Genomic DNA, 25,084 nt, shown 5'->3' with positions numbered 1-25,084 from the left:
ATGGTCTGGCAGAGATGCTTTTAGCCCTTTAAAGAACAGCGGTGACAACCGCACTGGCGGCTGGACGAAACGCACCCGAGGCGTTTCACTTTGAAGCGAAGATTCGCGCAAGCCATTGAGTATGCCGCCATGACGAATGTAGACAGCGATATGAGCTCCGTGTCTGGAGCGCCTGCTCCAATGGGGAGTGGTCCGGGTTTCGTGCACTTGCGCGTTCATTCCGCGCTCTCGCTCCTGGAAGGGGCGTTGCCCATCAAGAAGCTCTTGGATCTCGCCAAGGCAGATGAGCAGCCGGCGCTTGCGATCGCCGACACCAACAATCTTTTTGGTGCGCAGGAGTTCTCGAGCAAAGCCTGGGGCGCCGGCATCCAGCCGATCACGGCGTGCCAATTGTCAGTGTTTTTTGATGATGGTCTGGACAGCGGACGGCGCGGCGAGCCGGCACTTGCTGACCTCGTCCTGATTGCCATGACCGAAACCGGTTACGGCAACTTGATGGAACTGACATCAAGGGCGTTTCTGGACACGGAAACGGGCCTGAGGCCTCATGTGTCGATCAGCTATCTTCTTCAAAAAGCGCAAGATGTGATTGTTCTGACTGGCGGCAGCCTGGGCGCCATTGGCGCGCCGCTGTTGGCCGGCCGGAAAGATTTGGCGAAGAGCCGGCTGAAAACACTCGCCGATGGATTTGCCGGACGGTGTTATGTCGAGCTTCAGCGCCACGGCATGGAGAGCGAGCGCAAGACCGAAGAGGCATTCCTGGATCTTGCCTATGAGATGGGCTTGCCGCTCGTTGCGACCAATGAGGCTTTCTTTCCAGCGCGCGATGATTATGAGGCGCACGATGCGCTGATCTGTATCTCGGAAGGCCGGGTTCTGATCGAAAGCGACCGGCGGCGGTTAACGCCGGAGCACTACTTCAAGACGCGCTCAGAAATGTGCGCTCTTTTTGCAGATTTGCCCGAAGCACTGGCCTCCACGATTGAGATCGCTCAGCGCTGTTCGTTCCGGCCGATGAAACGGGCTCCAATCCTGCCCCGGTTTGCTGGTGCAGATGCGGACCCGGAAGAAGCCGAGCGCGCCGAATCGGAAGAACTGAAACGCCAGGCCCGCGAAGGGCTTCAGGCCCGCCTCGATGCCCATGGCCTGGCGCCGGGCCTTGAGGAAAAAGACTACTGGGAACGCCTCGATTATGAGACCGGTATCATCGAACGGATGAAGTTTCCGGGTTACTTCCTGATCGTTGCCGACTTCATCAAATGGGCCAAGAATCACGACATCCCGGTTGGACCGGGCCGTGGCTCTGGTGCGGGCTCCCTGGTGGCCTGGTCCTTGACCATCACCGATCTTGACCCGATGCGATTCTCGCTTCTCTTTGAGCGTTTCTTGAACCCGGAACGTGTCTCGATGCCGGATTTCGACATCGACTTCTGCCAGTCCCGGCGTGAAGAAGTCATACGTTACGTGCAGGAGAAGTATGGCCGTCAGCAGGTGGCCCAGATCATCACCTTCGGGTCCTTGCAGGCGCGTGCGGTGCTGCGCGACGTTGGTCGTGTGTTGCAGATGCCGTATGGCCAGGTCGACAGGCTGTGTAAGCTCGTGCCCGCCAACCCGGCCAATCCGGTCACCCTTGGCCAGGCGATTGAGGACGAGCCGCGCCTGCGTGAAGCAGCCGCCGAAGAAGAAATCGTCGAGCGGCTTCTTGGAATGGCCCAAAAGCTTGAAGGGCTTTACCGGCATGCGTCCACCCACGCAGCCGGTGTGGTGATCGGCGACCGGCCGCTTGAGCAGCTCGTCCCGCTCTACCGCGACCCGCGTTCCGACATGCCGGTTGCCCAATTCAACATGAAGATGGTTGAGGATGCTGGCCTTGTAAAATTCGACTTTCTCGGCCTGAAAACACTGACGGTCATCGACACGGCGGTGAAGTTGATCGAGCGGCGGGGCATCAACGTGGATGTTGCCAGCCTGCCGATTGACGACAAGAAGTCCTATGATCTTTTGACCCGCGGTGAGACGTTCGGTGTGTTCCAGCTGGAAAGTCAGGGCATGCGCCGTGCCGTTGCCGGCATGAAGCCGGACCGGTTTGAAGACATTATTGCGCTCGTTGCGCTGTACCGTCCGGGCCCGATGGAGAACATCCCGGTCTACAATGCGGTGAAGCACGGCGAGCAGGAGCCGGATTGTCTGCATCCGCTGCTCGAGCCAATCCTGATGGAGACGAATGGCATCATCGTCTACCAGGAGCAGGTGATGCAGATCGCGCAGGTGCTCTCAGGTTATTCGCTTGGAGAAGCGGACCTTCTGCGCCGGGCGATGGGTAAGAAGATTGCTGCGGAAATGGAGGTGCAGCGCGCCCGCTTTGTCGACGGCGCCGTTGAGCGGGGCATCAACAAGACCCAGGCCGGAACAATCTTCGACCTTGTGGCGAAATTCGCGAACTACGGCTTTAACAAGTCGCACGCGGCCGCCTACGCGCTGGTCTCCTATCACACCGCCTGGCTGAAGGCGAACCACCCGGTCGAGTTCATGGCAGCGTCCATGACACTCGATATGGGGAATACCGAAAAGCTCGGGGATTTCCGTCAGGAAGCTCGGCGGATGGGTATTGAGGTGGTGCCACCATCCATCAACCGCTCGCAGGTCTATTTCGACGTATCGGACGGCAAGATCCTCTACGCAATGGGGGCCGTGAAGGGTGTTGGCGAACAGGCGGTGGAACATATTGTAGAGGTGCGCGGCGAGACACCGTTCATAAGCCTCGGCGATTTTGCCCGGCGGATTTCGCCGAAGGCTTTGAACAAGCGCACGCTTGAAAATCTGGTTGCCGCCGGCGCGTTCGATGAGCTGGAGCCGAACCGGGCTCGTGTTTTTGAAGGTCTTGACCGGATCATGGGGCTCGCGCAGCGCACGGAAGAAAACAAGACCCTCGGTCAGGATGAACTGTTTGGCGGATCTGACAGCGAAGAGCCCCTGCAGCTCGATGAGGTTCATGGCTGGACGTCTGAGGAGAAGCTTCAGCGCGAGCATTCGGCGATCGGCTTTTATCTCTCCGCGCATCCGATCGATGAATATGCCTCTGTTCTAGAAAAGATGCGCGCTCAGCCGTGGGCACAGTTTGCCGAAGCGGTGAAAAAAGGGGCATCGGCCGGCCGTCTTGCAGGGACCGTGATCTCTATGCAGGAGCGCAAGACAAAGTCTGGAACCCGTATGGGCATAGCGCGCTTGTCGGATGCCACTGGCCAGTATGAAGCGCTGCTCTTTCGCGAAAAGCTGGAGCAGTTCCGCGATGTCCTTCAAACCGGGCGTTCGGTGGTCGTGCTCGTTGGCGCGGACATGCGCGACGATGAACCCTCACTCCGGATTGAACAGGTTGACCCGATCGACAAGGTGGCCGCGCGGCTTCAAAAAAGCATGCGGGTGTTTGTGCGCGACGAACGGCCGATTGCAAGTCTCGCCAAGCAGCTGACAGTGCGCGGTGAGGGGGATGTTACGGTGATCGTGCTTCTAGAAAACGGTGCCCGCGAAGTCGAAGTGAAACTGCCTGGCCGGTTCCGCCTCTCGCCGGAGATTGCCGGTGCGCTGAAAGCGGTGCCCGGGGTCACCGACGTGCAGATGGCTTAACGTTGCGCCTGGAAATCAGCTGGCAGGCCAGATGATTTCCAGGCGGATTCCGCCCGGCTCTGAAAACATCGCGTGCATCCGCGGACCGGCGCCCATGGGTTCCGGGGTGAATTCCATCTGAACGCCGGGCCAATTGCCGACTTTCGCCGCCAATGCGTCGAGCGCATCCCGGCTCGGAACTTCCAGGGCGAGGTGATGCAGGCCGATGTTGGTTTTGCGGTCAAAGTCTGTGATCGCTTGGGTTTTGTCCGCTTGCCACAGGGTCAAACGGCAGGTGCCGTCAGTAACGGTGGTGCGCGGGTAACTGTCATCGCGGGCCAAAAGTGCCCAGCCGAGGCAATCTGTGAAAAAGGCCGTAGTCTGGTCCAGATCGCGGACGGTGAGGCCGAGGTGATTGATGCCGATTGTGGCCAAAAAGGTCTCCTTGGAAAGAGAGGCAGTCCGGCGCAAGTGGCGCCTCATAAGCAATAATGAGATAGATGCAGGTTGGCTGCGCCGTGGAGGGCGCCGATAGTGCCGCAGGATAACGGCTGATAGAAGTACTTTCTGCGCATAAAACCGTCTCCCGGCTCTTGAAATAAAATTTCTCTCCCACTATAAGGCGCCCATTCCACACGCAAGGGGCGGAAACCGAGCTTATCGGGGTCCATCCGGTGGCCGACAGGAGATCTTCCTCCGGCCCACACCCTCTTGCGGAGGTAAAACCGGAAAACTCAGGAGTTATAGGCATGGCATTGCCTGATTTCACGATGCGTCAGCTGCTGGAAGCTGGCGTTCACTTTGGTCACCAGAAACACCGTTGGAACCCGCGCATGGGTCAGTACATCTTTGGTGTACGCAACGATGTTCACATCATGGACCTGTCCCAGACCGTTCCGCTTCTTCACCAGGCACTGAAAGCTGTCTCTGACACCGTCGCCGGTGGTGGCCGCGTTCTGCTTGTTGGCACCAAGCGTCAGGCTCAGGAAGCCGTTGCAACGTCTGCCCGCAATTCTGCGCAGTACTTCGTCAACGCCCGCTGGCTCGGCGGCATGCTGACCAACTGGAAAACCATTTCCCAGTCCATTCAGCGCCTGCGCAAGCTGGAAGAGACCCTGAACTCTGACGCTGCAAACGCTCTGACCAAGAAAGAGCGCCTGTTCATGGACCGCGAGCGCGAAAAGCTTGAGCGGAACCTTGGCGGTATCAAGGACATGGGTGGTATCCCGGACCTGATCTTCGTCATCGACACCAACCGCGAAGCAATCGCGATCCAGGAAGCCCGCCGTCTGGGTATTCCGGTTGCAGCTATCCTGGATTCCAATTCCAGCCCGGAAGGCATCACTTACCCGGTTCCTGGCAACGATGACGCTGGCCGCGCGATTTCTCTGTACTGCGACCTCATCGCACGCGCTGCCATCGATGGCATCTCCCGTGCACAAGGCGCATCTGGAATGGACGTTGGCGCTTCTGAAGAAGCTCCGGTCGAAGAAGCGCTGGTCGAAGCGGCTGCAGAAGAAGCTCCGGCTGAAGCTGAAGCAGCGGCTGCCCAAGCTTAAATTGATCTGATTTCTACCGCGCGGCGATCCGCGCGGTAGAAACATGTTGAATTCGCAAGGCGGGGTGCAAATTGTTGCAGGCCCGTCATAAAGGCGCGGAAAGCCATCGGCTAAACCGTGTCTCATCTGAAACCCCCCATCTACGAGGCAATCGATGAGCATTACCGCCGCGATGGTAAAAGAGCTCCGTGAGAAATCCGGCGCTGGCATGATGGACTGCAAGACCGCCCTGACTGAAAACGGCGGTGACATGGAAGCAGCTGTTGATTGGCTGCGCACCAAAGGCCTGGCAAAAGCTGCCAAGAAGGCTGGCCGCGTGGCCGCTGAAGGCCTGGTTGGCGTTGCTGCTGAAGGCACCAAGGCTGCTGTGATCGAGCTGAACTCCGAAACCGACTTCGTTGCCCGCAACGAAGGGTTCCAGGAACTGGTCGGCAAGGTCGCAACCGTTGCCGTTGGCACCGACGGTTCTGTCGACGCAGTAACTGCAGCCAATCTGGACGGCAAGTCTGTCGCTGATTCCATCACCGATGCGATCGCCACAATCGGCGAGAACATGACCCTCCGCCGGACCGCGATCCTGTCCGTTGGCGATGGTGTTGTGTCTACCTATGTCCACGGCGCTGTCGCCGATGGCCTCGGCAAGATCGGTGTTCTGGTTGCACTGGAATCCTCCGGTGACAAGGACAAGCTGAACGCGCTTGGCCGTCAGATCGCGATGCACGTTGCTGCAACCAGCCCTCTGGCTTTGAACACTGAAGAGCTGGACCCGGAAGTGGTCGAGCGTGAAAAATCCGTGTTCTCTGAACAGGCTCGTGAATCCGGCAAGCCGGAAAACATCATTGAGAAAATGGTGGAAGGCCGTCTGCGCAAGTTCTACGAGGAAGTTACCCTCGTGAAACAGGCATTCGTGATCAATCCTGATCAGACGGTAGAGCAGGCCGTTGAGGCGCTTGCCAAAGACCTCGGCACCGAGGTCAAGCTTTCCGGTTTCGTCCGCTTCGCACTCGGCGAAGGGATCGAGAAGGAAGAGCAGGATTTCGCCGCGGAAGTGGCGGCAGCCTCCGGGCAGTAAGGTCCCAAGAAAAGCGCCGGTTAGTCCGGCGCTTTTTTTTTTGAAGGCTTAATTTTACCCAAGGTACACAGATGACATCTCCTTTGCGTTGGAAACGGATCCTCCTCAAGCTCTCCGGCGAGGCCCTCATGGGATCGCAGGCTTTCGGAATTGACCCGGCGATTGTGCAAAGGATTGCAAAGGAAATTGCGGACGCCGTGGCGCTTGGCGCGCAGGTCGGCGTGGTTGTCGGCGGCGGCAATATCTTCCGCGGCGTGGCAGTGGCTGCCAAGGGCGGCAACCGGGTGACCGGTGACCACATGGGCATGCTTGCAACCATCATGAACAGCCTGACCCTTGCCGATGCCTTGCGCCGTCTCAAGGTCAACGCCCGTGTCTTGTCCGCCGTCGCGGTCCCATCCATCTGCGAGACCTTCTCTCAACGTGTGGCGGATCGTTACATGGAAGATGGCGATGTGATCATTTTTGCAGGCGGTACCGGAAACCCGTTTTTCACCACTGACAGCGGGGCGGCCTTGCGTGCTGCCGAAATGAAATGCGATGCCTTTTTGAAGGGCACGCAAGTGGACGGCGTTTATTCTGAGGACCCCAAGGTCAACCCGGATGCAGAGCGGTATGAAACTCTCGGCTATGACGAGGTCATCAGCCGCAACCTGAAGGTCATGGACACCACCGCGATCGCCTTGGCCCGGGACAATTCCATCCCGGTCATTGTCTTCTCGATCCATTCGCCGGGCGCGCTGGTCAGTGTGTTGCAGGAAACGGGAACCTACACAGTCGTGGGTGACGAGTAGTTTTTCGGCGCCTAACAGGCTGCAGCACTTGTGTTTCGGTGCGGTTGTGCCATGTTGGCGCGCCGGATCTGATTTGGCTTAAGCAACAAGAACAGTGAGGACAAAATGTCTGTAGAAGGTGTCGACCTGGATGACTTGAAGCGGCGCATGCAAGGCGCGCTTTCTTCTCTGAAAACTGATTTCTCAGGTCTGCGGACAGGCCGCGCATCCGCAAGCATGCTCGATCCGATTTCTGTCGACGCTTATGGCCAGTCCATGCCGCTGAGCCAAGTTGGAACGGTTTCCGTACCAGAGCCGCGCATGGTTGCGATTCAGGTCTGGGACAAGTCCATGGTTGCCGCTGTCGAAAAAGCCATTCGCGAATCAAACCTCGGCTTGAACCCGGTTGTGGACGGTCAATTGCTGCGTCTGCCGATCCCCGAGCTCAACCAGGAGCGCCGTCAGGAGCTGATCAAGGTTGCGCACAAGTATGCCGAACAGGCCAAGGTTGCGATCCGTCACGTACGCCGCGATGGAATGGATGACGCCAAGAAGGCAGAAAAAGACGGCGAGATCTCTCAGGACGACAGCCGTGTTGCATCTGACGAAGTGCAAAAACTCACCGATGGGATGATCGGCGAAGTGGATGCGATGCTTGCGAAGAAAGAGGCGGAGATTTCGCAGGTTTAAAGGGCGGCTTTGGGCCAGCAGTCGAGGACTAGGATGAGCAGCAACCTGGAACGACAGGCAAATGCAGAGCCGGTTTTGGCTGCGCCTTCGCATGTGCCAAACCATGTTGCGTTCATCATGGACGGAAATGGCCGGTGGGCGTCTTCCCGCGGCCTGCCGCGTACCGAAGGCCACCGTCAGGGGCTGGAGGCGCTCCGTAAAATCATCCGTCATGCCGCTCTGCGGGGCGTCGGAATAGTAACGATCTACAGCTTCTCGACCGAAAATTGGAGCCGGCCGGAGCCTGAAGTCAGATTTCTGATGGGGCTGCTGCGCCGGTTCGTGCAGCGTGACTTGAGTGAGTTGCACCGGGAAAACATCCGCATCCGCATTATCGGTGAGCGCGATAATCTCGACGCTGGTATCCTCAAGCTTTTGCTCGATGCCGAGGAGCTGACCCACAACAACACGGGCATGGAGCTGGTTGTTGCCTTCAACTACGGCGCACGGCAAGAGCTGACCGCTGCGGTGAAAAAGTTGTGCGAGAAGGTTGCGCGCGGCGAAATCGAACCAAGCGCCGTTACGGAAGCCCATATTTCCGCCGAGCTCGACACAGCGGGTCTACCTGATCCTGATCTGATCGTGCGCACAAGTGGCGAACTCCGCCTCTCAAATTTCCTCTTATGGCAGGCGGCTTACACAGAGTTCTATTTCTCGGATCTCATGTGGCCCGATTTCGATGAAGCTGCGCTGGATCAGGCGCTGGAGTGCTTCGGCAACCGGGATCGGCGGTACGGTGGTGTCACCGCGCAGGCACTTTGAGGCCGTTAAAAGGTAATGCCTGATCAAGACCTTCCAGCCAAAACGAAAAGCAATCTGCAGCTGCGGGTTCTGTCAGCAGTGGTTTTGGGGCCTCTGGTTCTTGGGCTGATTTATCTTGGTGGATGGGCCTATGCGGTCCTTGTGTTGGCGGCTGCTATCCTTTTCCTGTCAGAGTGGTTTACGATCACCGGGACCAAGCAGACATCGGTTCCCGCGATCGCCGGGCAGGTAGCTCTCGTCGGTGCATGTGGTCTGAAGCTTTTCGGTTTTCACGTTGAGGGACTGTTGGTCGTGGCTGCTGGCGCGGCTGCGACGCTGGTTTTGTCCGGTTTTTCCAGGGAAGGGCGCTGGGGGGCGGAAGGTATCGTGTACAGCGGCCTGGCCCTCACCGCGCTCTTGTCCTTGCGGGCAGGCACTGGCGGTCTGGTCTTCACTTTCTTTTTGTTCTTTGTGGTTTGGGCGACAGATATCTTTGCATACTTCACCGGCCGGGCAATTGGCGGCCCCAAACTCTGGGCAAGGGTGTCGCCTAAGAAAACCTGGTCGGGTGCAATCGGCGGCCTTACCATCGCAATCGTTTTCGGTGTCGGCGTCGCGGCAATAAGCGGAGCCAGTCAACTTGTGACCTGGGCCGTGCTTGCGGCTATCCTGTCAATCGTTTCACAAGCCGGTGATTTGATGGAATCTGCGATCAAACGCCGATTTGATGTTAAAGATTCCAGCCAGCTGATACCCGGACATGGCGGTATCATGGATCGGATTGATGGCTTGGTCGCTGCTGCTATCTTTGCGGTGCTGATCGGTCTGGTCGCCGGTGGCACGTTTGCAGATCCTTTAAACAGCTTGGCTCTATTCTGAGTGGGAGAGTGCCGTTGACGGCAGAACAAGAGCAAGACTATCCGGCAAAAATGGTTCGCGTTACAGTTCTTGGCGCGACCGGATCAATCGGCCAGAGCGTCGCGGATTTGATTGCACGTAATCCCGAACGCTTTGAAGTTGTTGCCTTGGTTGCCAATTCAAGCGCTGACGCCTTGGCGGAGATGGCGCTCCGTTTGAAGGCCAAATCCGCTATTTTGTCCGATCCGAGCAATTATGAGGATCTGAAAAACCGGCTTTCTGGAAGCGGGATCGAGAGCGCGTCCGGTGATCAAGCTGTGCTTGAGGCGGTCGACCGGGATACAGATCTTGTCATCGGCGCAATTGTGGGCGCGGCCGGTCTTTTGCCGACCATGGCAGCTATTAAGCCCGGGCGGCGAATTGCACTGGCCAACAAGGAGTGCCTGGTGTGCGCAGGGGACCTGTTCATGGGCAAGATTGCGGCAGAGGGCGCCGAAATCCTGCCGGTCGACAGTGAGCACAACGCAATATTCCAGGTCTTCGAGGCCTCTCACCCGGACAGCATAGAAAAGGTCATTCTGACTGCGTCTGGCGGCCCGTTCCGAACGATGGCGTTTGAAGATATGGTGCGGGTGACACCACAGCAAGCGCTCAAACACCCAAATTGGGATATGGGTGCGCGGATCTCCATCGACAGCGCTACGATGATGAACAAGGGTCTTGAAGTTATTGAGGCTCATCACTTTTTTCCGGTGAGTGCTGATCAGTTGGATGTTATTGTCCATCCGCAATCTGCCGTTCACGGGCTGGTCCAATACCGCGACGGATCGCTTCTTGCGCAGCTCGGCAGTCCCGATATGCGCACACCGATTGCGCATTGCATGGCCTATCCGCGCCGGATGAAAGCACCGGTCGAGCGCCTGGATTTGGCGAAACTAGCGTCGCTCACATTTGAGGCACCGGACATGAAGCGGTTCCCGGCACTACGGATCGCGCTGGAGGCGCTGCGGTCGGGCGGTACAGCACCAGCGGTTCTAAATGCCGCCGACGAAACAGCTGTTGCGGCCTTTCTGAAGGGCGCGATCGGGTTTATGGATATCCCGGCAGCTGTCGAAGAGGCGCTATCGGCGTTTTCTGCCAAAGGAAAGCTTGCACCAGCTGCGACGGTAGAAGACGTTTTGGCGCTGGATCAGGAAGCTCGTGTTTGGACTGGGCATTGGATTTCAAGCCGCGCCGCCTAATTTATCCGGTGCGAAACGAATGCTGGATCATTAACGTGCCGTAATTCCATTGCTATTAAGGTAGCGCTTAAGGACTGTGCGGGAACAATCGGAAATCTCATGGAAATATTTGGCTCTGCCTACGACCTTCTGATCGGCTATATGGTGCCGTTCCTGTTTGTTCTGACGATCGTCGTCTTCTTTCATGAGCTCGGCCACTTTGCCGTTGCGCGGTGGTGCAACGTGAAGGTGGATGCTTTTTCCGTTGGATTTGGGCGGGAATTGTTTGGCTGGTACGACAAACGCGGCACGCGCTGGAAAGTGTCGCTTATTCCCCTTGGCGGCTATGTGAAATTTGCCGGTGACGAGAATGCCGCGAGTGTTCCGGACCGGGAATACATTGCCAGCATGAGCGAGGAAGAGCGCAGAACGGCTTTCATCGCAAAACCCGTGTGGCAGCGTGCAGCGATCGTGGCTGCCGGTCCGATCGCCAATTTTATCCTGGCGGTCATCATTTTTGCCGGGATCTTCATGGCTTACGGAAAGCCGCAGCTCTTGCCGGTCGTCTCCACGGTTATCGAGGGTTCCGCAGCCGAAACAGCGGGCATTCAGACGGGTGACCGAATCCTGTCGATCAATGATAAGCCATTGTCTTATTTTGAAGATTTGAAATGGACAGTGCGCCATAACCCGGACCAGCCGCTGGTCCTCGGGATTGAGCGGGACGGGGCCGAGCTCACGGCGACAGTGGTGCCCGTCTACGTCACCGACGTCAATCAGTTCGGTGTTGAGTACCGGGAGCCGCGCATTGGCGTGGCAATCGCAAGTGACGAAAATACCCGTATTTTGAAGCAGCTCGGTGTTGGCGGCGCGCTTTGGGAAGGTGTGCTGCGTACCTACAAGATCATCTACGATACCGTGAATTTCATCGGCGAGATCTTTGCCGGGGAGCAGTCGGCAAAGCAATTGGGTGGGCCGATACAAATTGCGCAGGTGTCCGGAACGGTCGCTCAGTTCGGCTTGATTGAGCTCATCAGTCTCGCTGGTTTTCTGTCTGTTTCGATCGGTTTCATCAACCTGCTTCCAATCCCGATTCTCGACGGCGGCCATCTGGTGTTCTATGCGGCTGAAGCTATCCGTGGAAAACCGCTCAACGAGAAGGTGCAGGAAGTTGGTTTTCGCATCGGTTTAGGCCTCGTACTAATGCTGATGGTGTTCGCGACTTGGAACGATATCTGGCGATTAATGAGCCTTTAAGCGGGGAGCCGTGACATTGACGCAACGTCCTCTGACTAAATCGATTTCGGCGGCCAACTGCTGTTGCGTTATCGGTAAAAACCTATAAAACATGGATCGATTTTTGGGATTCTCCGGGGGTGATCGGATGAATTCCGAGACGGGGTTTTAAAAAACAAAGGCATAGCGCACTGATGCAGCGATTGCAGAAACACTTGAGAGCCGCAATTTTGGCGACCGCGGTTCTCTCAGCCGGATCGTTTGTTCCGGGCAACTTTGGTCCGTTCGCGGGGGCAACGCAGGCGGAAGCCGCTGTTGCGCGCAACATCGAAGTTCGCGGCACGAGCCGGATTGAGGAAGATACGGTCATCAGCTACATGACCATCGTTCCCGGCCGCTCCTATGGCGCGGCTGACGTCGATGAGTCTTTGAAGGCGCTGTATGCAACCGGTTTGTTTGCCACGGTAGAAATCACCCCGCGTGGCAGCACCGTCATCGTGACCGTGACCGAGAATCCGATGATCAACCGGGTCTCCTTTGAGGGGAACCGCAAAATCAAGGACGATGCGCTGTCTACAGCCGTTCGGTCACAGTCACGGTCCATGCTGTCTCGAGCTAAAGTCCAGTCCGACGTCCAAAGCATTCTTGAAGCCTATCGCCGCAGCGGCCGTTATGGCGCTGCCGTTGAACCGAAGATCATTGATCGCGGTCAGAACCGGGTCGATCTGGTCTTTGAAATCAATGAAGGTGCGAAGACCGGTGTGGAACGCATCAGTTTCATCGGCAACAACTCGTTCAGCGACGGCCGTCTTCGGGACGTGATCCGCACACGCGAAAGTGGGCTGCTGAGCTGGTTGCGCAGCACCGACACATACGATCCTGATCGTCTGGCTGCGGACGAAGAGCTGCTGCGCCAATACTACAACAACAAAGGCTATGCGGATTTCCGTATCGTTTCTGTAAGTGCTGATCTCGACCGCGAGAACAACATCTTCTACGTGACCTTCACGGTTGATGAGGGCGATCGCTACGATGTCGGCAACGTTGAGGTGGTTTCCACGATCGCCGAAGTTGACCCGGAAGATCTGCGCCGGCTGGTTCGGACCCGCAGCGGCCGGACATTCAACGCCCTGCGCGTCGAGCAGTCCGTTGAAGACATCACGCTCCGTGTTTCTGAAGAAGGTTACGCGTTTGCCCGTGTTCGTCCGCGTGGTTCACGGAACTACGAAAACAACACGATCGACCTGATCTACTACATCGAAGAAGGCCCGCGGGCGTATGTTGAGCGCATCAACATCATCGGCAACGACCGGACCCGTGAGTATGTCATCCGCCGCGAGTTTGACGTTGCTGAAGGCGATGCGTTCAACCGCGCCCTGATCGACAAGGCTGAGCGCCGTTTGCGCAACTTGAACTTCTTCGAGCGTGTATCCATCACGACCCAGCAGGGCAGTGCACCGGATCGCGTGATTGTGAACGTGCAGGTTGAAGAAAAGCCGACAGGTGAAATCTCCTTCGGTATCGGTTACTCCACGACCGATGGCGTGGTCGGTGACATCTCGCTGACCGAGCGCAACTTCCTGGGCCGTGGCCAGTACGTTAAAATCGGTGTTGGTGGTGGTTCCGATACCCAGACCTACGAGTTCCGGTTCATCGAGCCGTTCTTCATGGGCCGCCGGGTCGCGCTGGACCTCGATGTCTACCGTCAGGTGAATGATGCCAACAGCTACCGGTCTTTTGACGAAGAGCGGACAGGCGGTGGCTTCGGCTTTACCCTGCCGCTGCGCGAAGATGAGACAACACTCCGTCTGTTCTATGCAATCTACGAGGAGAAGAACACCGACGGCAAATATGGCTCGACCGGGATCAATAACTGTAGCACTGCCAACCTCTCGCTGGCTGTCTGTGACTCCCTTGGAACATACCTGACCTCGCTGGTTGGTTATGAGCTGCGCTACAACACTCTTGACCGCAACCTGAACCCGACGGACGGCATCTATGCCTCCTTCAGGCAGGAGTTTGCCGGTGTTGGTGGCGACAGCCAGTACATCAAGAGTGAAATCCAGGCACGTGCCTACAAGGAAATCCTCGCTGACTATGGCCTCGTTGGCAGCGTTCAGTTCCGTGGTGGTAACATCATCGGCCTCAATGAGCGTCTTCGGGTGTCAGAGCAGTTCATGCTTGGTGGCAACCTGATCCGCGGCTTTGAAAACCGGGGTATCGGCCCTCGTGATGCGACGTCTGATGACGCGATCGGCGGCCGTTGGTACTTTGCGGCGACAACTGAAGCACAGTTCCCGATCCCGGGCATTCCGAAAGAACTGGGTCTTGGTGGTGCACTGTTTGCCGATGCTGGCTCGCTGTGGGATGCCGACAACGAATTGGTTGATATCGTTGAAGCTGGCGGAGGCCGGATCCTTTCCAATGGATTTGATCTGCGTGCTTCAGTCGGCTTCGGTATCCGGTGGCAGTCGCCATTCGGTCCGCTCAAGGCAGACTTTGCTTACCCGCTCCTGAAAGAAGACTCTGACCGCACCCAGGTGTTCCGCCTGAGTGGTGGCACCACCTTCTAAGAAGCGGTTTCTACCCAAAAACCGACGGCCGCCGCATCAAACGGCGGCCGTTTTTGTTACGGTCAAACCGGACCGCAGGTGTTCAAAAGAGGATATGCCGATGTCCGAGCCGAAATTCTTTCACTTTCCAGAAGGTATACGCCTCGGCGATATCGCCGGTTGGGCAGAGGCCGAACTGGTGAACGGTGCACCGGAAACCGAAATCACCGGAGTTGCCCCGCTTGAAGACGCCGGTCCGGGCATGCTGGTGTTTTTCGACAACACGGCTTACCTCGACGCGCTGACCACCACTGCGGCAGCCGGCTGCCTCGTTAACACACGCCACAAGGACAAGGTTCCCGCAGGCGTTGCCGCGCTTGTGTGCAAGGATGCCTACCGGTCTTGGGCCAAAGTGCTGGCTCAGCTCTTTCCTGAGGCAATGGTTCCGCGTGATCATGGTGTCGAAGGCGTATCCGAGCGCGCATCGGTCGATGAGACAGCAAGTCTTGAAGACGGTGTGTGCGTTGAAGCTGGGGCGGTTATCGGGGCAGGCGCAGAAATTGGTGCTGGGACTGTCATTCGCAGCAATGCGGTGATCGGGGCAGGCGTACGTATCGGCCGTGACAGTGTCATTGGCGCCAATTGTTCCGTCCAGCATTCAATCTTGGGCAATCGTGTTTATCTTCATCCTGGTGTGTGCTGCGGGCAAGATGGTTTTGGCTACGCCATGGGACCGGGCGGACACTTGAAAGTGCCACAAGTCGGGCGGGTTGTTATACAGGATGACGTGGAGATTGGCGCCAACACCACCATTGACCGCGGGGCCAACCGCGACACCGTGATTGGTGAAGGCACGAAGATCGATAACCAGGTCCAGATTGGCCACAATGTCGTCATTGGCCGTCATTGCGTCATCGTCTCCCAAGTCGGAATTTCCGGCAGCGCAACGCTTGAAGATTATGTGGCGATTGGCGGACAGAGCGGTGTGGGCGGGCATGTCACCATCGGCATGGGTGCTCAGGTTGCGGCGGTCAGCGTTGTCAGCGAAAGCTTGGAAGCCGGCGGACGCTACGGCGGAACGCCCGCAAAACCTGTGAAACAATGGTTCCGCGAAGTTGCTGCAGTCAGAAAACTTGCAGAACGCGGCGGCAAATCGTAAACGGACAGCAGTTCAAACATCTAATTACTTGAAGAGTTTTGGCGGACCTCCGCCAAGGGGCGAAGAATGGACGAAACAGAAAAAACAACGCTCGCAACAGCGGACATCATGAAAGTCATGAAGCTGTTGCCGCACCGGTATCCGTTTTTGCTGATTGACCGGATCATCGAGATGGACGGCGACAACAGCTGCATCGGCATCAAGAATGTCACCATCAACGAGCCGCAGTTTCAGGGCCACTTCCCGGAACGGCCAATTTTCCCGGGTGTACTGTTGATCGAAGCCATGGCGCAAACGGCAGGTGCCTTGTGTGTTCATGCACGCGGTGCCGATGCCCCGCCGCAACTGGTCTATTTCATGACCATCGATAGGGCGAAGTTCCGCAAACCTGTGGAGCCGGGCGATCAGGTCCATTTTCACGTCAAGAAAATCAAGCAACGTGCCAACATCTGGAAGTTCGATGCGGTTGCCATGGTTGACGGCGCAAAAGTCGCCGAAGCCGAGGTCAGCGCGATGCTGGTAGACGCGTGAGGAATTATGGCTGATATCCATCCAACAGCGATCATTGAAGACGGTGCAACAATCGGCGTCGGCGTGCGCATTGGCCCTTATTGTGTCATTGGGTCTCAGGTGACACTTGGCGACAACGTTGAGCTGAAGTCTCATGTTGCGCTTGCCGGTGACACGACCATTGGAGCTGGCACTGCCATCTTCCCGTTCGCATCGGTTGGTCATCAGGCACAGGATCTGAAGTTCCGTGGCGAGGCCGCCACTCTGACGATTGGCGAAGGCTGCATCATCCGCGAAGGCGTAACGATCAATCCGGGCACCGAGGGCGGCGGACTGAGCACGACAATCGGCAACAATTGTGCGTTTCTAGCAAATTCCCATGTCGGACATGACAGTCACCTTGGGGACAGGGTCATCTTGTCCAACAACGTAATGATCGCAGGTCACGTAACCGTCGGCAGCAATGTGATTTTCGGCGGTGGGTCCGCTGTTATTCAGTTCACACGGATTGGCGACAACGCCTTTGTCGGCGGCATGGCCGGCCTTGAGAACGACCTCATTCCGTTTGGCATGGTGACCGGTAACCGGGCGAACCTTGGCGGACTAAACCTGATCGGATTGAAACGCGCCAATTTCCCGCGTGAGCAAATTCATGCGTTGCGCGCGGCCTATAAGGCGCTGTTTGAGAGCAATGAAGGAACCTTGCGCACGCGCGCCGAGGCGATTGCAGAAAACTCCCAAGATCAGCCGCTGGTAAAGAAAGTGACCGACTTCATCCTTGAGGAGGAAGACCGGCGCTTCTGCACACCTGCATAAGCGGGTATTGGACATGACATTGGCCGAAACCGCCTCCCATGCTCCGGTTGCATTAATTGCCGGCAATGGCCGAATACCGTTGCAGGTCGCCAATGCCCTGGCGGCTGCAGGCCGGGAGTGCAAGGTTGTCGCGATCCGCGGGGAGGCCGATGCAGCAACACGGTCGCTCGCCTCTGCCGAGCTCGGCTGGGGAGAAATCGGCCGGCTCTATGCCTTTTTGAACAAGAGTGGCTGCCGGGATGTGATGTTGATTGGCGGTGTGTCGAAACGCCCGGATTTCGCGTCTATTCTGGGTGATCTTGGCACGCTCCGCCGGTTGCCGACCATTATTCGCGCGCTTGCCGGCGGCGATGACAGCCTACTGACCAAGGTTATTGGTCTTTTCGAGGTAGAGGGATTTCGCGTGGTGGGGATCAAGGATGTTGCACCCGGGCTTCTCGCAGCCAGCGGCGTTTTGGGAAAAACGCAGCCGCGGGACACCGATTGGCAGGACATCCAGCTTGCCTTGACCGCGACCCAGAAACTGGGTGAACTCGACATTGGACAGGCGGCTGTGGCCATTGGTGGCCGGGTTGTCGCGTTGGAAGGCGCGGAAGGCACCGACGCTATGCTCGAACGCTGCGCAGATTTGCGTGGCAGCGGCCGGATCCGGGCAAAGAACAAGACTGGTGTACTGGTAAAGACCGCCAAACCCAATCAGGATTTGCGGGTTGATCTGCCCACCATCGGGCCACGGACGATTGAGCGGGCCGAAGCCGCAGGGTTGGCAGGCATAGCGATTGAAGCCGGCGGCACCTTGATTTCCGATCGGGAGGAAACCCTGGCGCAGGCAGATCGGGCAGGTTTGTTTGTCATCGGCATTGACCAGTCTGCCTTGTCTCAAGGTCCGGCCGAATGACGACGCCCGCGGCCAGCGTCATGCCCACCATTTGCATAGTGGCCGGTGAGGAATCGGGCGATCAGCTCGGGTCGGAACTGATCAAGGCGCTGAACGAAAAACTCGGCCCCGGCGTGCGGTATTGCGGTGTCGGTGGAGAACGCATGACGTCTCTCGGGCTCACCAGTTTTTTTAACATGTCCGATGTCTCGGTCATGGGACTGTCTGCGGTGCTTGCGCGCTTGCCGTTGATTGTAAAGCGTGTCTATCAGACCGTCGACGCTGCCATTGCTGCCAAGCCGGATGTTCTGATCATCATCGACAGTCCGGACTTCACCCACAACGTGGCAAAACGCGTGCGCAATCGGGCACCGCACATTCCGGTTGTTGGTTACGTGTCCCCGTCAGTCTGGGCTTGGCGGCCGGGTCGGGCAAAAAAAATGAGCGTCTATGTCGACGAGTTGCTAGCGCTTTTGCCGTTCGAACCGGCGGTGCATAAGAAGCTCGGCGGTCCGCGCACGCACTATGTCGGTCACCCGTTAAGTGAAAACGCCGATCTCTTGCGCCCGTCTGAAGGGGAACGCGCGCCGTTGGAGGCAGACGAGAAAGTCATGCTGATCTTGCCGGGCAGCCGGGGAAGCGAAATCACACGGCTTCTCGACGTTTTTGGCGAGACGGTCGCCCAGGTGAAGGCGGATATGCCGGAGGTGAGGGTGGTCCTGCCGGCAGTGGCCCATCTGGAAAACCGGATTCGGCAGGGCGTTGCCAACTGGCCAGTCCAGCCGGACATCGTGACCGGCCTTGACGCAAAACGCACGGCTTTCCGCAGTGCACATGCCGCGTTAGCAGCATCCGGTACGGTGTCATTGGAACTGGCGCTTGCCGGTGTTCCGATGGTTGTGGCCTACAAGGTCGACTGGTTCTTCCGCAGGCTCAATGACCTCAACAAGATCTTCAAATTCGCCAGCGTCGACTCCTTTGTGCTCCCAAACATCATTCTGGGAACGAAGGCGATTCCCGAGTTCCTGAATGATGAGGTTCAGCCGGATGTGCTTGCATCCCTGTTAACGGGCTATCTCACGGACAGTCCTGAACGCGCGGCACAGGTCGCTGAACTGAGCCGCCTTGATGACGTCATGCGGTTGCCGGATGGCTACAGCCAAAGCGCGGCCGCAGCAGACGTCGTTATCGGGTGTTTGAGCAAAAACAACTAAGAAACATTGGTCCAAGTTTTGAAGATTGCGTTGAGAACGCTGCGAGCATATCCATCATGACGCGTTACGGCTCGCGAACTGGTGGGGCATCCAACATGTCCTCGAAAAACCAGGCCGTCAGCTCGTTGCGGCTGTTCACGCCAGCCTTTCGATAAACTGATGTTGCTTGTTGGCGAACGGTTTTTTCTCGGGTCTGCCTCAGTTCTGCGATCTCTCTGAAAGACAGGCCTTTCAACATACCGATTACAACGTCCTGCTCGCTTGCCGTCAAACTCCAGGCATCGAACTGCTTCTGCATGACCGCGCGATACTGTCCGGCAAGCTGAGGAGAGCGGGCATCGAGCTTCGCGAGTTGCCCGCGGGCGTTTTCCAGTTTGCCTCGAAGGTCTTTTAGCGCTTTGTGTTGGGCATGCCGCTCCAAGGCAAAGCCCATGAGCACAAGGGCGCTGACTGCCACACCTGACATGTCGTCGACCATGGTGGTCAACGTTTCTCCATTCATGAACTCCGTGACAATCTCCACGACGCTGGTGCCAAAAACGATAAGCACGAACACAACAAAGATGGTTTGCCGGTAACGGAATTGCCCCGAGGCATCTATCATTTGAATTTCCTTGATCGATGGGTCGCCCAACATACCAAAACCGGGTTTGTTCCCAAAATTGACCCTTTGCCGGATATCTGAACCCTTTGATCCGGCATTTGTCCGATGGACTCCAAGCGTCGGTATCATCACACATTTCAGGCATCACGGCGGTGATCCTGCTTGTCTCCTGGATGGCCGCAAACAGTCTTGGTCGTATCTTTGATTTGGGGACCTGAATGTCGCTTCGCCTATCTCGCCGACAGCTTCTTGCCGGTTCCGCGTCCCTGTTCGGGGCATCCCTGATCAGCCCTGCCTGGTCGACAACAGCTCCGACCATTCTTCCGATACCGCCCCTGGCTGACGGCACCAATGAAGAGCCGGTTGATCTCAAAATCCGGGCTGGCGAACACACCTTTCCGGCTGGTGTGAAGACACCAACGCTCGGCATCAACCAGAATTTTCTTGGACCGACTTTGCGGACACGCCGGAACACCGAACTCAACTTGAGCTACATGAACACGCTGGATGAGGGCGTTTCCATTCATGGCCACGGCCTCCATGTCCCAGGAGATGTCGATGGCGGGCCCCAACTGGAAATGGCGCCGGGTGAAGGATGGCAACCTTCCTTGTCCATTGTCCAACCGGCTGCCACGTGCTGGTATCATTCGCACACTCACGGCAAGACCGGCGACCAAGTCTATCGCGGCCTTGCTGGAATGATCATCATCGATGATGACGAGAGCGACGCATTGGACCTGCCGAACCGGTATGGTGTGGATGATTTGCCGATAATCATTCAAGATCGGACGTTCGATGGTGAGGGCCGGTTCGTCTATTCCCTCTATGATGCGGATGAAGACGGTTGGTTTGGGGACACTGTCGTCATCAACGGCGCCATCGGGCCGCTTGTGGCAGATGTCCCGGCCGGCAAGGTTGGTTTGCGGCTGCTCAACGGGGCAAATGCACGGTTCTATGTGATCGCTTTTTCCGACAATCGCGTCTTTCACAAGATTGCGACGGATGGCGGTCTTCTGCCCACACCTGTCCCCATGACAACAATGGAAATGTCGCCTGGCGAACGGTGTGAGATTGTCGTTGATTTGGCTGACGCCAACCCTGTAGAGTTTTTGACCTTCTTTGAAGATGAGATCGATGACGAGGGCGCGGGCATCGTCGGTGGCCTGAGCACTTTGGTGGGTGGATCGGATGCCGCGCCACCAAGAGCATCTTTGACCTTGCGTCCGGATGCCCGTTTGGTTGCCAACAAGGCGCCGTTGCCTGATAAGCTCGCCCATATCAGGCATCCTGAGGAACATGAGATCAAGAACGTTCGGGAATTTGTTCTCGAAATGGATCACAGCGGTGATCACGTGGGCCATGACGGTCACGGCAAGATGGACATGACCATCAACGGCGCTGTCATGGACATGTCGGTGATCAACGAGCGCGTTGGACTTGGTGTCTGGGAGCGCTGGCGCATCCGGTCAGACCAGGGCGCTCACCCCTTTCACATTCATGGGTGTTCGTTCCTGATCGAGCAGATGGAAGGAGAGGCGGTTCCAGCAGACCAGCTAGGCTGGAAAGATACAGTGGTGCTGGATGACGACGACTGGTCTGAAATTGTAGTGCGGTTTGATCACATCGCGACAGAACAGTATCCATACATGTATCACTGCCACATCCTCGAACATGAGGATCGCGGAATGATGGGACAGTTCACAGTCACCTAGTTTTGGCATTTTGAACCGTGAAACAGGCTGTTTTCTAGAACGGACTGAGGTTCAGTTGGTCTGAAAAGCCTGCTTTGTAAAATCGAGCAGAAGGCGGAGGTTGCTGGACATGGCAGCTCCCGGCGGAAAGACGCCATAGATGGCGATTTCCGGCAGCCGTGTTCCCGGAAGAACCTCCTCCAAGAGGCCAGCGCGGATTTTCGGATCGGCATCATACCGCGGGATGCGTCCAATCCCGTGGCCTGCTTCCACAAAGGCTGTGCGGGCAACGGCATTGTTGGTGGTGATGCTTCCCTCCGGTTCGAAGACTTTTGAGGCGCTTCCGGGGATGAGAATCTCCACCTTCTGCTTGTTCATGTGCAGCACCCATTGATGGTCACTCAGATCATCAATGGTTTTGGGCCGGGACCGGGCTAGAAAATAGCTGGGGGCCGCACACAGGCAGGTCGTGATCGTTGCGAGCCGTGTGGCCTTCAGGTCTGAATCGGGCAGCGGGGCCCCGCGGATAGCAAGATCAAAACCCTCTTCCAGAATGTCGACGACCGTGTCTGAGAAACTGACGTTGAGCTTAATTTTTGGGTAGAGCTTGTGAAAGGCACCGAGAACCGGAACCATGTGATTAAGGCCGACGCTCACAGGGCATGAAATGCGTAAAACGCCCTCCGGCTCCTGCTTGTAGCGCTCAATGGCTCGCTGAGCAGCCACGGTCTCATCCATGATGATCCGGCAATGGCCGAGCAGCTTCGCTCCGGCTTCTGTGATTTTTAGACTTCGTTGTGCCCGATGGAAAAGGCTGAGCCCGTAGGCGTCTTCCAGTTTGTTCACGTGATAGCTGACGACGGCGCGTGTGAGGCCGAGATGCCGACCGGCAGCACTGAACGACCCGCTGTCTGCCACCTGCGCAAAAACCATTAGGCTCTTGAGGTGTTCGATTGACGCTTCCATGCGGACGGTGCTCCCAGGCTTGTCTCAATAATTGTGACATTAAGGTCAATCAATTTGTCATTGGTATTACTGGGTGAGCGAATTAAATCAAGGTCACGCCGGACAGATTGTCCGTCCATTTTTGACAAGGGAGAATTTTAATGCCGCAGGTATCTGACAAAAAAGTTCTGATTGTTCTGACCAGCCATGAAGATCTTGGCGACACCGGTCAGAAAACCGGCTTCTGGGTCGAAGAATTTGCCGCCCCTTACTATGCCTTTAAAGATGCTGGTGCGGATATCACGCTTGCTTCGCCGAAAGGTGGCCAGCCGCCGATCGATCCAAAGAGTTCCGATCCGTCTGCGGCAACCGACGCAACCCGCCGGTTTGATGCTGACCCGGAAACCCAGAAGGCTTTGGCAAACACCCTGAAATTGGATGACGTAAACGCTGCGGACTATGACGCGATCTTCTACCCGGGCGGCCATGGCCCTTTGTGGGATCTCACCAACGACACGACGTCCATTGGCCTGATCGAGACTTTCTTCAACGCCGGCAAACCGGTTGGCGCGGTCTGTCACGCACCCGCAGTGCTACTTAATGCCAAGACACCAGACGGAGCACCGCTTGTGAGCGGCCGAAAGGTTGCCGGGTTCACAAATGCCGAGGAAGACGCCGTTGGCCTGACCAATGTGGTTCCATTCCTTCTGGAAGATGAGTTGAAGGCAAAGGGCGGGGCATATGAAAGCGTGGCCAGCTGGTCTTCATTTGCGGTCGAAGACGGCAATTTGATCACCGGCCAGAACCCGGCAAGTTCTGAAGCTGTCGCAGAAAAAGTGCTCGCCCAGCTCGGATAAGCACACAAGACAGAAATGAAAAAGGGCGCCAAGCGGCGCCCTTTTATTTTGCCTCAGGGAAACGGCGTTAGCCGACGAGGCCGCCATCTTCCCGGGTCACTGCGATGATCGCGGACCGTGGAACAGACGTGCCACCAGCCGGCCAGTGGCTGTTGCCGCGCTCGCCCGGGTGCTGGATGCCAACAAACATGGTCCGGCGGTCCGGGCTCCAGGTCAGACCGGTGATTTCACACTCGTTCGGACCAACCATGAAGCGGCGGATTTCACCGGTAACCGGGTCGCCGGCAAGCATCTGGTTGTTTCCTTGACCGGCAAAGTCGCCTTCGTTCTTGTAGTTGCCGTCCGTCTGGATCCAGACCAGGCCGTTGGAGTCGAAAGCCAGGCCGTCCGGCGAGTTGAACATGTTCTCTTCGTTGACGTTCGCGGAGCCGGCATAGGCATCGGAATGAACGGTTGGGTTGCCCGCAAGAACATAAAGATCCCAGGTGAAACCCGGAGCCGTGTGGTCGCCGCCATCCGGGCGCCAGCGCACGATCTGCCCGTAGTTGTTCTTCTCGCGCGGGTTCGGACCGTTGACGGATGTGTCGTCGCCACCGGCATTCGGCTTGACGCCACGGTTCTTGTTGTTGGTCAGGCAGCAGTAGACTTCCGGTGCCTTTGGATTGGCCGAGATCCACTCCGGACGGTCCATGGTGGTTGCGCCGACTTTGGATCCTGCCTGGCGGGTATGGATATGGATTTCAGCCTGATCCATGCCGGTTGTTTCCGGGGTCAGGGCCACCCATGCGCCGGTGCCGTTGTCGCTGAACTTCGCAACATAAAGAATGCCGTCGTCCAACAGTGCGTCAGTCGGAGCACCCGGTGCGTAAACACCGTTGGAAACGTAGCGGTAGACGAATTCACCGCGCTCATCATCGCCCATATATACGACAATGCGGCCGTCATTGTTGACCACGGCTTCGGCGTTTTCGTGTTTGAAACGACCAAGGGCGGTTCGTTTTTTCGGTGTGGAGGTCGGGTCGGTCGGATCGATCTCGACAACATAACCGGCGCGGTTCGGCTCGTTCGGATGTTTGGAGACATCATAACGATCTTCAATTACAGCCCAGTTGTAGCCCCAGTCCGTTGCAGACACGCCATACCGAGCAAGTTCCGGAGTTACTTCGTGGTCCGGATTTTCCGGAGCGGAAAAATAGCCGTTGAAGTTTTCTTCACAGGTCAGGTACGTGCCCCATGGGGTGACGCCGTTGCCGCAGTTGTTCCAGGTCCCAAGAGACTTGGTGCCGGTTGGATCGGCCTCGGTCTTCATCAAGTCATGGCCTGCGGCCGGTCCGGTCAGCTCCATCTCGCTTTGTGGCGTGATGCGGCGGTTGTACGGGCTGTCCTTGACGATTTTCCAGGCGCCACCGTCATTGGCGATTTCAACAACTGAAATGCCGTGGGCCATCATGCCCTTGGCAATGTCGTCTTCGGCCATGATGCGCTTGTCTTCAGCGCTCAGCGCGATGATGTCGCGGTTGGTGTATTCGTTGTTCACGACGAGAAGCGTCTTGCCGTCATGGGAGAACACGTCCATGCCGTCCGTATTGTCGCCGAACGCGCGGGCCTGGCTATCCGCCGTGCCGCGGGTCGCATCATCAAACTCGGGAACATCGGACCACAATGGATCGCCCCACTGCACTAGGATTTCCGATTTGTAGCCTTCCGGGACAATCACTGCATCCGCTGTCGAGGTCGGGATCTGGGTGAAGGCAAAGCGGCCGTCCGCAGCCTTTGCACCGGTCGGCACCAGGCTCGTGCCAAGGGCGGTAAAGCTGCCAAATGCCAAAACGCCGCCCAGAAAGCCGCGGCGGCTAAGGGCCGATTCAACGATCCTGTCAAAATCATTCTCTTCGGGACGGGGATTTACGACCTCGTCAAATTCATCGAACGACAAATCTTTGGTGTCGATGTTGGCCATTGAAGGCTCCTCCAGGCTAGCGACCGTTTTCGGTCTTGGCTAAGAATTTTTGGTTGGCACCCGCCAGGGTCGCATTGACTATAGCTGCAACTATTTAGCTGTCAAAGC

Annotated in this window: 21 protein-coding genes; 17 read left to right on the top strand and 4 right to left on the bottom strand. The window is 57.2% G+C overall.

Features of this window, described 5'->3' with window-relative positions; all coding sequences use genetic code 11:
* Positions 1-180 precede the first annotated feature (180 nt).
* Positions 181-3,624: a DNA polymerase III subunit alpha gene (dnaE, locus tag ACVDG4_RS04410; protein ID WP_447235084.1), complete on the top strand. Its 3,444-nt coding sequence runs from the start codon at positions 181-183 to the stop codon at positions 3,622-3,624.
* A gap of 15 nt (positions 3,625-3,639) precedes the next feature.
* Here dnaE and ACVDG4_RS04405 read toward each other — a convergent pair whose 3' ends face one another.
* Positions 3,640-4,038, bottom strand: coding sequence for a VOC family protein (locus ACVDG4_RS04405; RefSeq protein ID WP_447234154.1), 399 nt, complete (start codon positions 4,036-4,038; stop codon positions 3,640-3,642).
* A 314-nt stretch (positions 4,039-4,352) separates the two neighbouring features.
* Here ACVDG4_RS04405 and rpsB point away from each other — a divergent pair, with 314 nt between their 5' ends.
* The 14 genes from rpsB to lpxB all read left to right on the top strand — a co-directional run bounded on the left by rpsB (position 4,353) and on the right by lpxB (position 18,919).
* Positions 4,353-5,162, top strand: a complete 810-nt coding sequence (gene rpsB, locus ACVDG4_RS04400; RefSeq protein ID WP_209175834.1) for a 30S ribosomal protein S2 — start codon at positions 4,353-4,355, stop codon at positions 5,160-5,162.
* A 154-nt stretch (positions 5,163-5,316) separates the two neighbouring features.
* Positions 5,317-6,234 (top strand): translation elongation factor Ts, encoded by a 918-nt coding sequence (gene tsf, locus ACVDG4_RS04395; protein WP_133950046.1) that lies wholly within the window; start codon positions 5,317-5,319, stop codon positions 6,232-6,234.
* Between the two features lie 71 nt (positions 6,235-6,305).
* A complete protein-coding gene (gene pyrH / locus ACVDG4_RS04390) occupies positions 6,306-7,028 on the top strand; it encodes a UMP kinase (protein WP_008192166.1) in 723 nt (240 codons plus the stop codon).
* 105 nt (positions 7,029-7,133) lie between these two features.
* The gene (gene frr, locus ACVDG4_RS04385) at positions 7,134-7,697 is read left to right on the top strand and encodes a ribosome recycling factor (RefSeq protein WP_008196500.1); all 564 of its coding nucleotides are present in this window, start codon (positions 7,134-7,136) and stop codon (positions 7,695-7,697) included.
* Between the two features lie 33 nt (positions 7,698-7,730).
* A complete protein-coding gene (locus ACVDG4_RS04380) occupies positions 7,731-8,498 on the top strand; it encodes an isoprenyl transferase (protein ID WP_447234153.1) in 768 nt (255 codons plus the stop codon).
* A 15-nt stretch (positions 8,499-8,513) separates the two neighbouring features.
* Positions 8,514-9,356: a phosphatidate cytidylyltransferase gene (locus ACVDG4_RS04375; RefSeq protein ID WP_447234152.1), complete on the top strand. Its 843-nt coding sequence runs from the start codon at positions 8,514-8,516 to the stop codon at positions 9,354-9,356.
* An 8-nt stretch (positions 9,357-9,364) separates the two neighbouring features.
* Positions 9,365-10,576, top strand: coding sequence for a 1-deoxy-D-xylulose-5-phosphate reductoisomerase (locus ACVDG4_RS04370; protein ID WP_447234151.1), 1,212 nt, complete (start codon positions 9,365-9,367; stop codon positions 10,574-10,576).
* Between the two features lie 99 nt (positions 10,577-10,675).
* Complete coding sequence (gene rseP, locus ACVDG4_RS04365) at positions 10,676-11,812, top strand: RIP metalloprotease RseP (RefSeq protein ID WP_447234150.1); 1,137 nt, start codon at positions 10,676-10,678, stop codon at positions 11,810-11,812.
* A gap of 194 nt (positions 11,813-12,006) precedes the next feature.
* Positions 12,007-14,364 (top strand): outer membrane protein assembly factor BamA, encoded by a 2,358-nt coding sequence (gene bamA, locus ACVDG4_RS04360; protein WP_209175830.1) that lies wholly within the window; start codon positions 12,007-12,009, stop codon positions 14,362-14,364.
* A 100-nt stretch (positions 14,365-14,464) separates the two neighbouring features.
* Entirely contained in the window at positions 14,465-15,502 is a 1,038-nt protein-coding gene (lpxD, locus tag ACVDG4_RS04355) for a UDP-3-O-(3-hydroxymyristoyl)glucosamine N-acyltransferase (protein WP_447234149.1), read from the top strand.
* A gap of 66 nt (positions 15,503-15,568) precedes the next feature.
* On the top strand, positions 15,569-16,033 hold the full coding sequence (fabZ, locus tag ACVDG4_RS04350) for a 3-hydroxyacyl-ACP dehydratase FabZ (protein ID WP_008192525.1): 465 nt from the start codon (positions 15,569-15,571) through the stop codon (positions 16,031-16,033).
* Between the two features lie 6 nt (positions 16,034-16,039).
* The gene (gene lpxA, locus ACVDG4_RS04345) at positions 16,040-16,828 is read left to right on the top strand and encodes an acyl-ACP--UDP-N-acetylglucosamine O-acyltransferase (RefSeq protein ID WP_447234148.1); all 789 of its coding nucleotides are present in this window, start codon (positions 16,040-16,042) and stop codon (positions 16,826-16,828) included.
* Positions 16,829-16,841: 13 nt separating this feature from the next.
* The gene (locus ACVDG4_RS04340) at positions 16,842-17,726 is read left to right on the top strand and encodes an LpxI family protein (RefSeq protein WP_447234147.1); all 885 of its coding nucleotides are present in this window, start codon (positions 16,842-16,844) and stop codon (positions 17,724-17,726) included.
* Positions 17,723-18,919 carry a lipid-A-disaccharide synthase gene (lpxB, locus tag ACVDG4_RS04335; protein ID WP_447234146.1) on the top strand — a complete coding sequence of 399 codons (1,197 nt, stop codon included), beginning with the start codon at positions 17,723-17,725 and terminating at the stop codon, positions 18,917-18,919. Before ACVDG4_RS04340 ends, lpxB begins: the two co-directional genes overlap by 4 nt.
* Before the next feature lie 64 nt (positions 18,920-18,983).
* Here the strand turns inward: lpxB and ACVDG4_RS04330 are convergent, their stop codons facing one another.
* Positions 18,984-19,523 (bottom strand): helix-turn-helix transcriptional regulator, encoded by a 540-nt coding sequence (locus tag ACVDG4_RS04330; RefSeq protein ID WP_447234145.1) that lies wholly within the window; start codon positions 19,521-19,523, stop codon positions 18,984-18,986.
* A gap of 218 nt (positions 19,524-19,741) precedes the next feature.
* Between ACVDG4_RS04330 and ACVDG4_RS04325 the strand changes: the two genes are divergently transcribed.
* Entirely contained in the window at positions 19,742-21,235 is a 1,494-nt protein-coding gene (locus tag ACVDG4_RS04325) for a multicopper oxidase domain-containing protein (RefSeq protein ID WP_447234144.1), read from the top strand.
* A 51-nt stretch (positions 21,236-21,286) separates the two neighbouring features.
* Here ACVDG4_RS04325 and ACVDG4_RS04320 read toward each other — a convergent pair whose 3' ends face one another.
* On the bottom strand, positions 21,287-22,180 hold the full coding sequence (locus ACVDG4_RS04320) for a LysR family transcriptional regulator (RefSeq protein ID WP_447234143.1): 894 nt from the start codon (positions 22,178-22,180) through the stop codon (positions 21,287-21,289).
* Between the two features lie 140 nt (positions 22,181-22,320).
* Here ACVDG4_RS04320 and ACVDG4_RS04315 point away from each other — a divergent pair, with 140 nt between their 5' ends.
* Positions 22,321-23,016, top strand: a complete 696-nt coding sequence (locus ACVDG4_RS04315; RefSeq protein ID WP_447234142.1) for a type 1 glutamine amidotransferase domain-containing protein — start codon at positions 22,321-22,323, stop codon at positions 23,014-23,016.
* A 67-nt stretch (positions 23,017-23,083) separates the two neighbouring features.
* Here the strand turns inward: ACVDG4_RS04315 and ACVDG4_RS04310 are convergent, their stop codons facing one another.
* The gene (locus tag ACVDG4_RS04310; protein ID WP_447234141.1) at positions 23,084-24,976 is read right to left on the bottom strand and encodes a PhoX family protein; all 1,893 of its coding nucleotides are present in this window, start codon (positions 24,974-24,976) and stop codon (positions 23,084-23,086) included.
* Between the last annotated feature and the right edge of the window lie 108 nt (positions 24,977-25,084).

Source organism: Roseibium sp. MB-4, from assembly GCF_053005265.1.
The sequence above is the reverse complement of the archived record's forward strand: the minus strand, read 5'-3'. Positions and strand labels throughout refer to the sequence as shown.

Bases quoted from the DNA above. Each gene is read 5' to 3' on its own strand.
- ACVDG4_RS04330 (WP_447234145.1), bottom strand. From the start codon at position 19,523: ATGATAGATGCCTCGGGGCAATTCCGTTACCGGCAAACCATCTTTGTT.
- ACVDG4_RS04325 (WP_447234144.1), top strand. From the start codon at position 19,742: ATGTCGCTTCGCCTATCTCGCCGACAGCTTCTTGCCGGTTCCGCGTCC.
- dnaE (WP_447235084.1), top strand. From the start codon at position 181: ATGGGGAGTGGTCCGGGTTTCGTGCACTTGCGCGTTCATTCCGCGCTC.
- ACVDG4_RS04310 (WP_447234141.1), bottom strand. From the start codon at position 24,976: ATGGCCAACATCGACACCAAAGATTTGTCGTTCGATGAATTTGACGAG.
- frr (WP_008196500.1), top strand. From the start codon at position 7,134: ATGTCTGTAGAAGGTGTCGACCTGGATGACTTGAAGCGGCGCATGCAA.
- ACVDG4_RS04315 (WP_447234142.1), top strand. From the start codon at position 22,321: ATGCCGCAGGTATCTGACAAAAAAGTTCTGATTGTTCTGACCAGCCAT.
- lpxB (WP_447234146.1), top strand. From the start codon at position 17,723: ATGACGACGCCCGCGGCCAGCGTCATGCCCACCATTTGCATAGTGGCC.
- lpxD (WP_447234149.1), top strand. From the start codon at position 14,465: ATGTCCGAGCCGAAATTCTTTCACTTTCCAGAAGGTATACGCCTCGGC.
- tsf (WP_133950046.1), top strand. From the start codon at position 5,317: ATGAGCATTACCGCCGCGATGGTAAAAGAGCTCCGTGAGAAATCCGGC.
- lpxA (WP_447234148.1), top strand. From the start codon at position 16,040: ATGGCTGATATCCATCCAACAGCGATCATTGAAGACGGTGCAACAATC.
- ACVDG4_RS04380 (WP_447234153.1), top strand. From the start codon at position 7,731: ATGAGCAGCAACCTGGAACGACAGGCAAATGCAGAGCCGGTTTTGGCT.
- rpsB (WP_209175834.1), top strand. From the start codon at position 4,353: ATGGCATTGCCTGATTTCACGATGCGTCAGCTGCTGGAAGCTGGCGTT.
- ACVDG4_RS04375 (WP_447234152.1), top strand. From the start codon at position 8,514: ATGCCTGATCAAGACCTTCCAGCCAAAACGAAAAGCAATCTGCAGCTG.
- rseP (WP_447234150.1), top strand. From the start codon at position 10,676: ATGGAAATATTTGGCTCTGCCTACGACCTTCTGATCGGCTATATGGTG.
- ACVDG4_RS04320 (WP_447234143.1), bottom strand. From the start codon at position 22,180: ATGGAAGCGTCAATCGAACACCTCAAGAGCCTAATGGTTTTTGCGCAG.
- pyrH (WP_008192166.1), top strand. From the start codon at position 6,306: ATGACATCTCCTTTGCGTTGGAAACGGATCCTCCTCAAGCTCTCCGGC.
- ACVDG4_RS04340 (WP_447234147.1), top strand. From the start codon at position 16,842: ATGACATTGGCCGAAACCGCCTCCCATGCTCCGGTTGCATTAATTGCC.
- fabZ (WP_008192525.1), top strand. From the start codon at position 15,569: ATGGACGAAACAGAAAAAACAACGCTCGCAACAGCGGACATCATGAAA.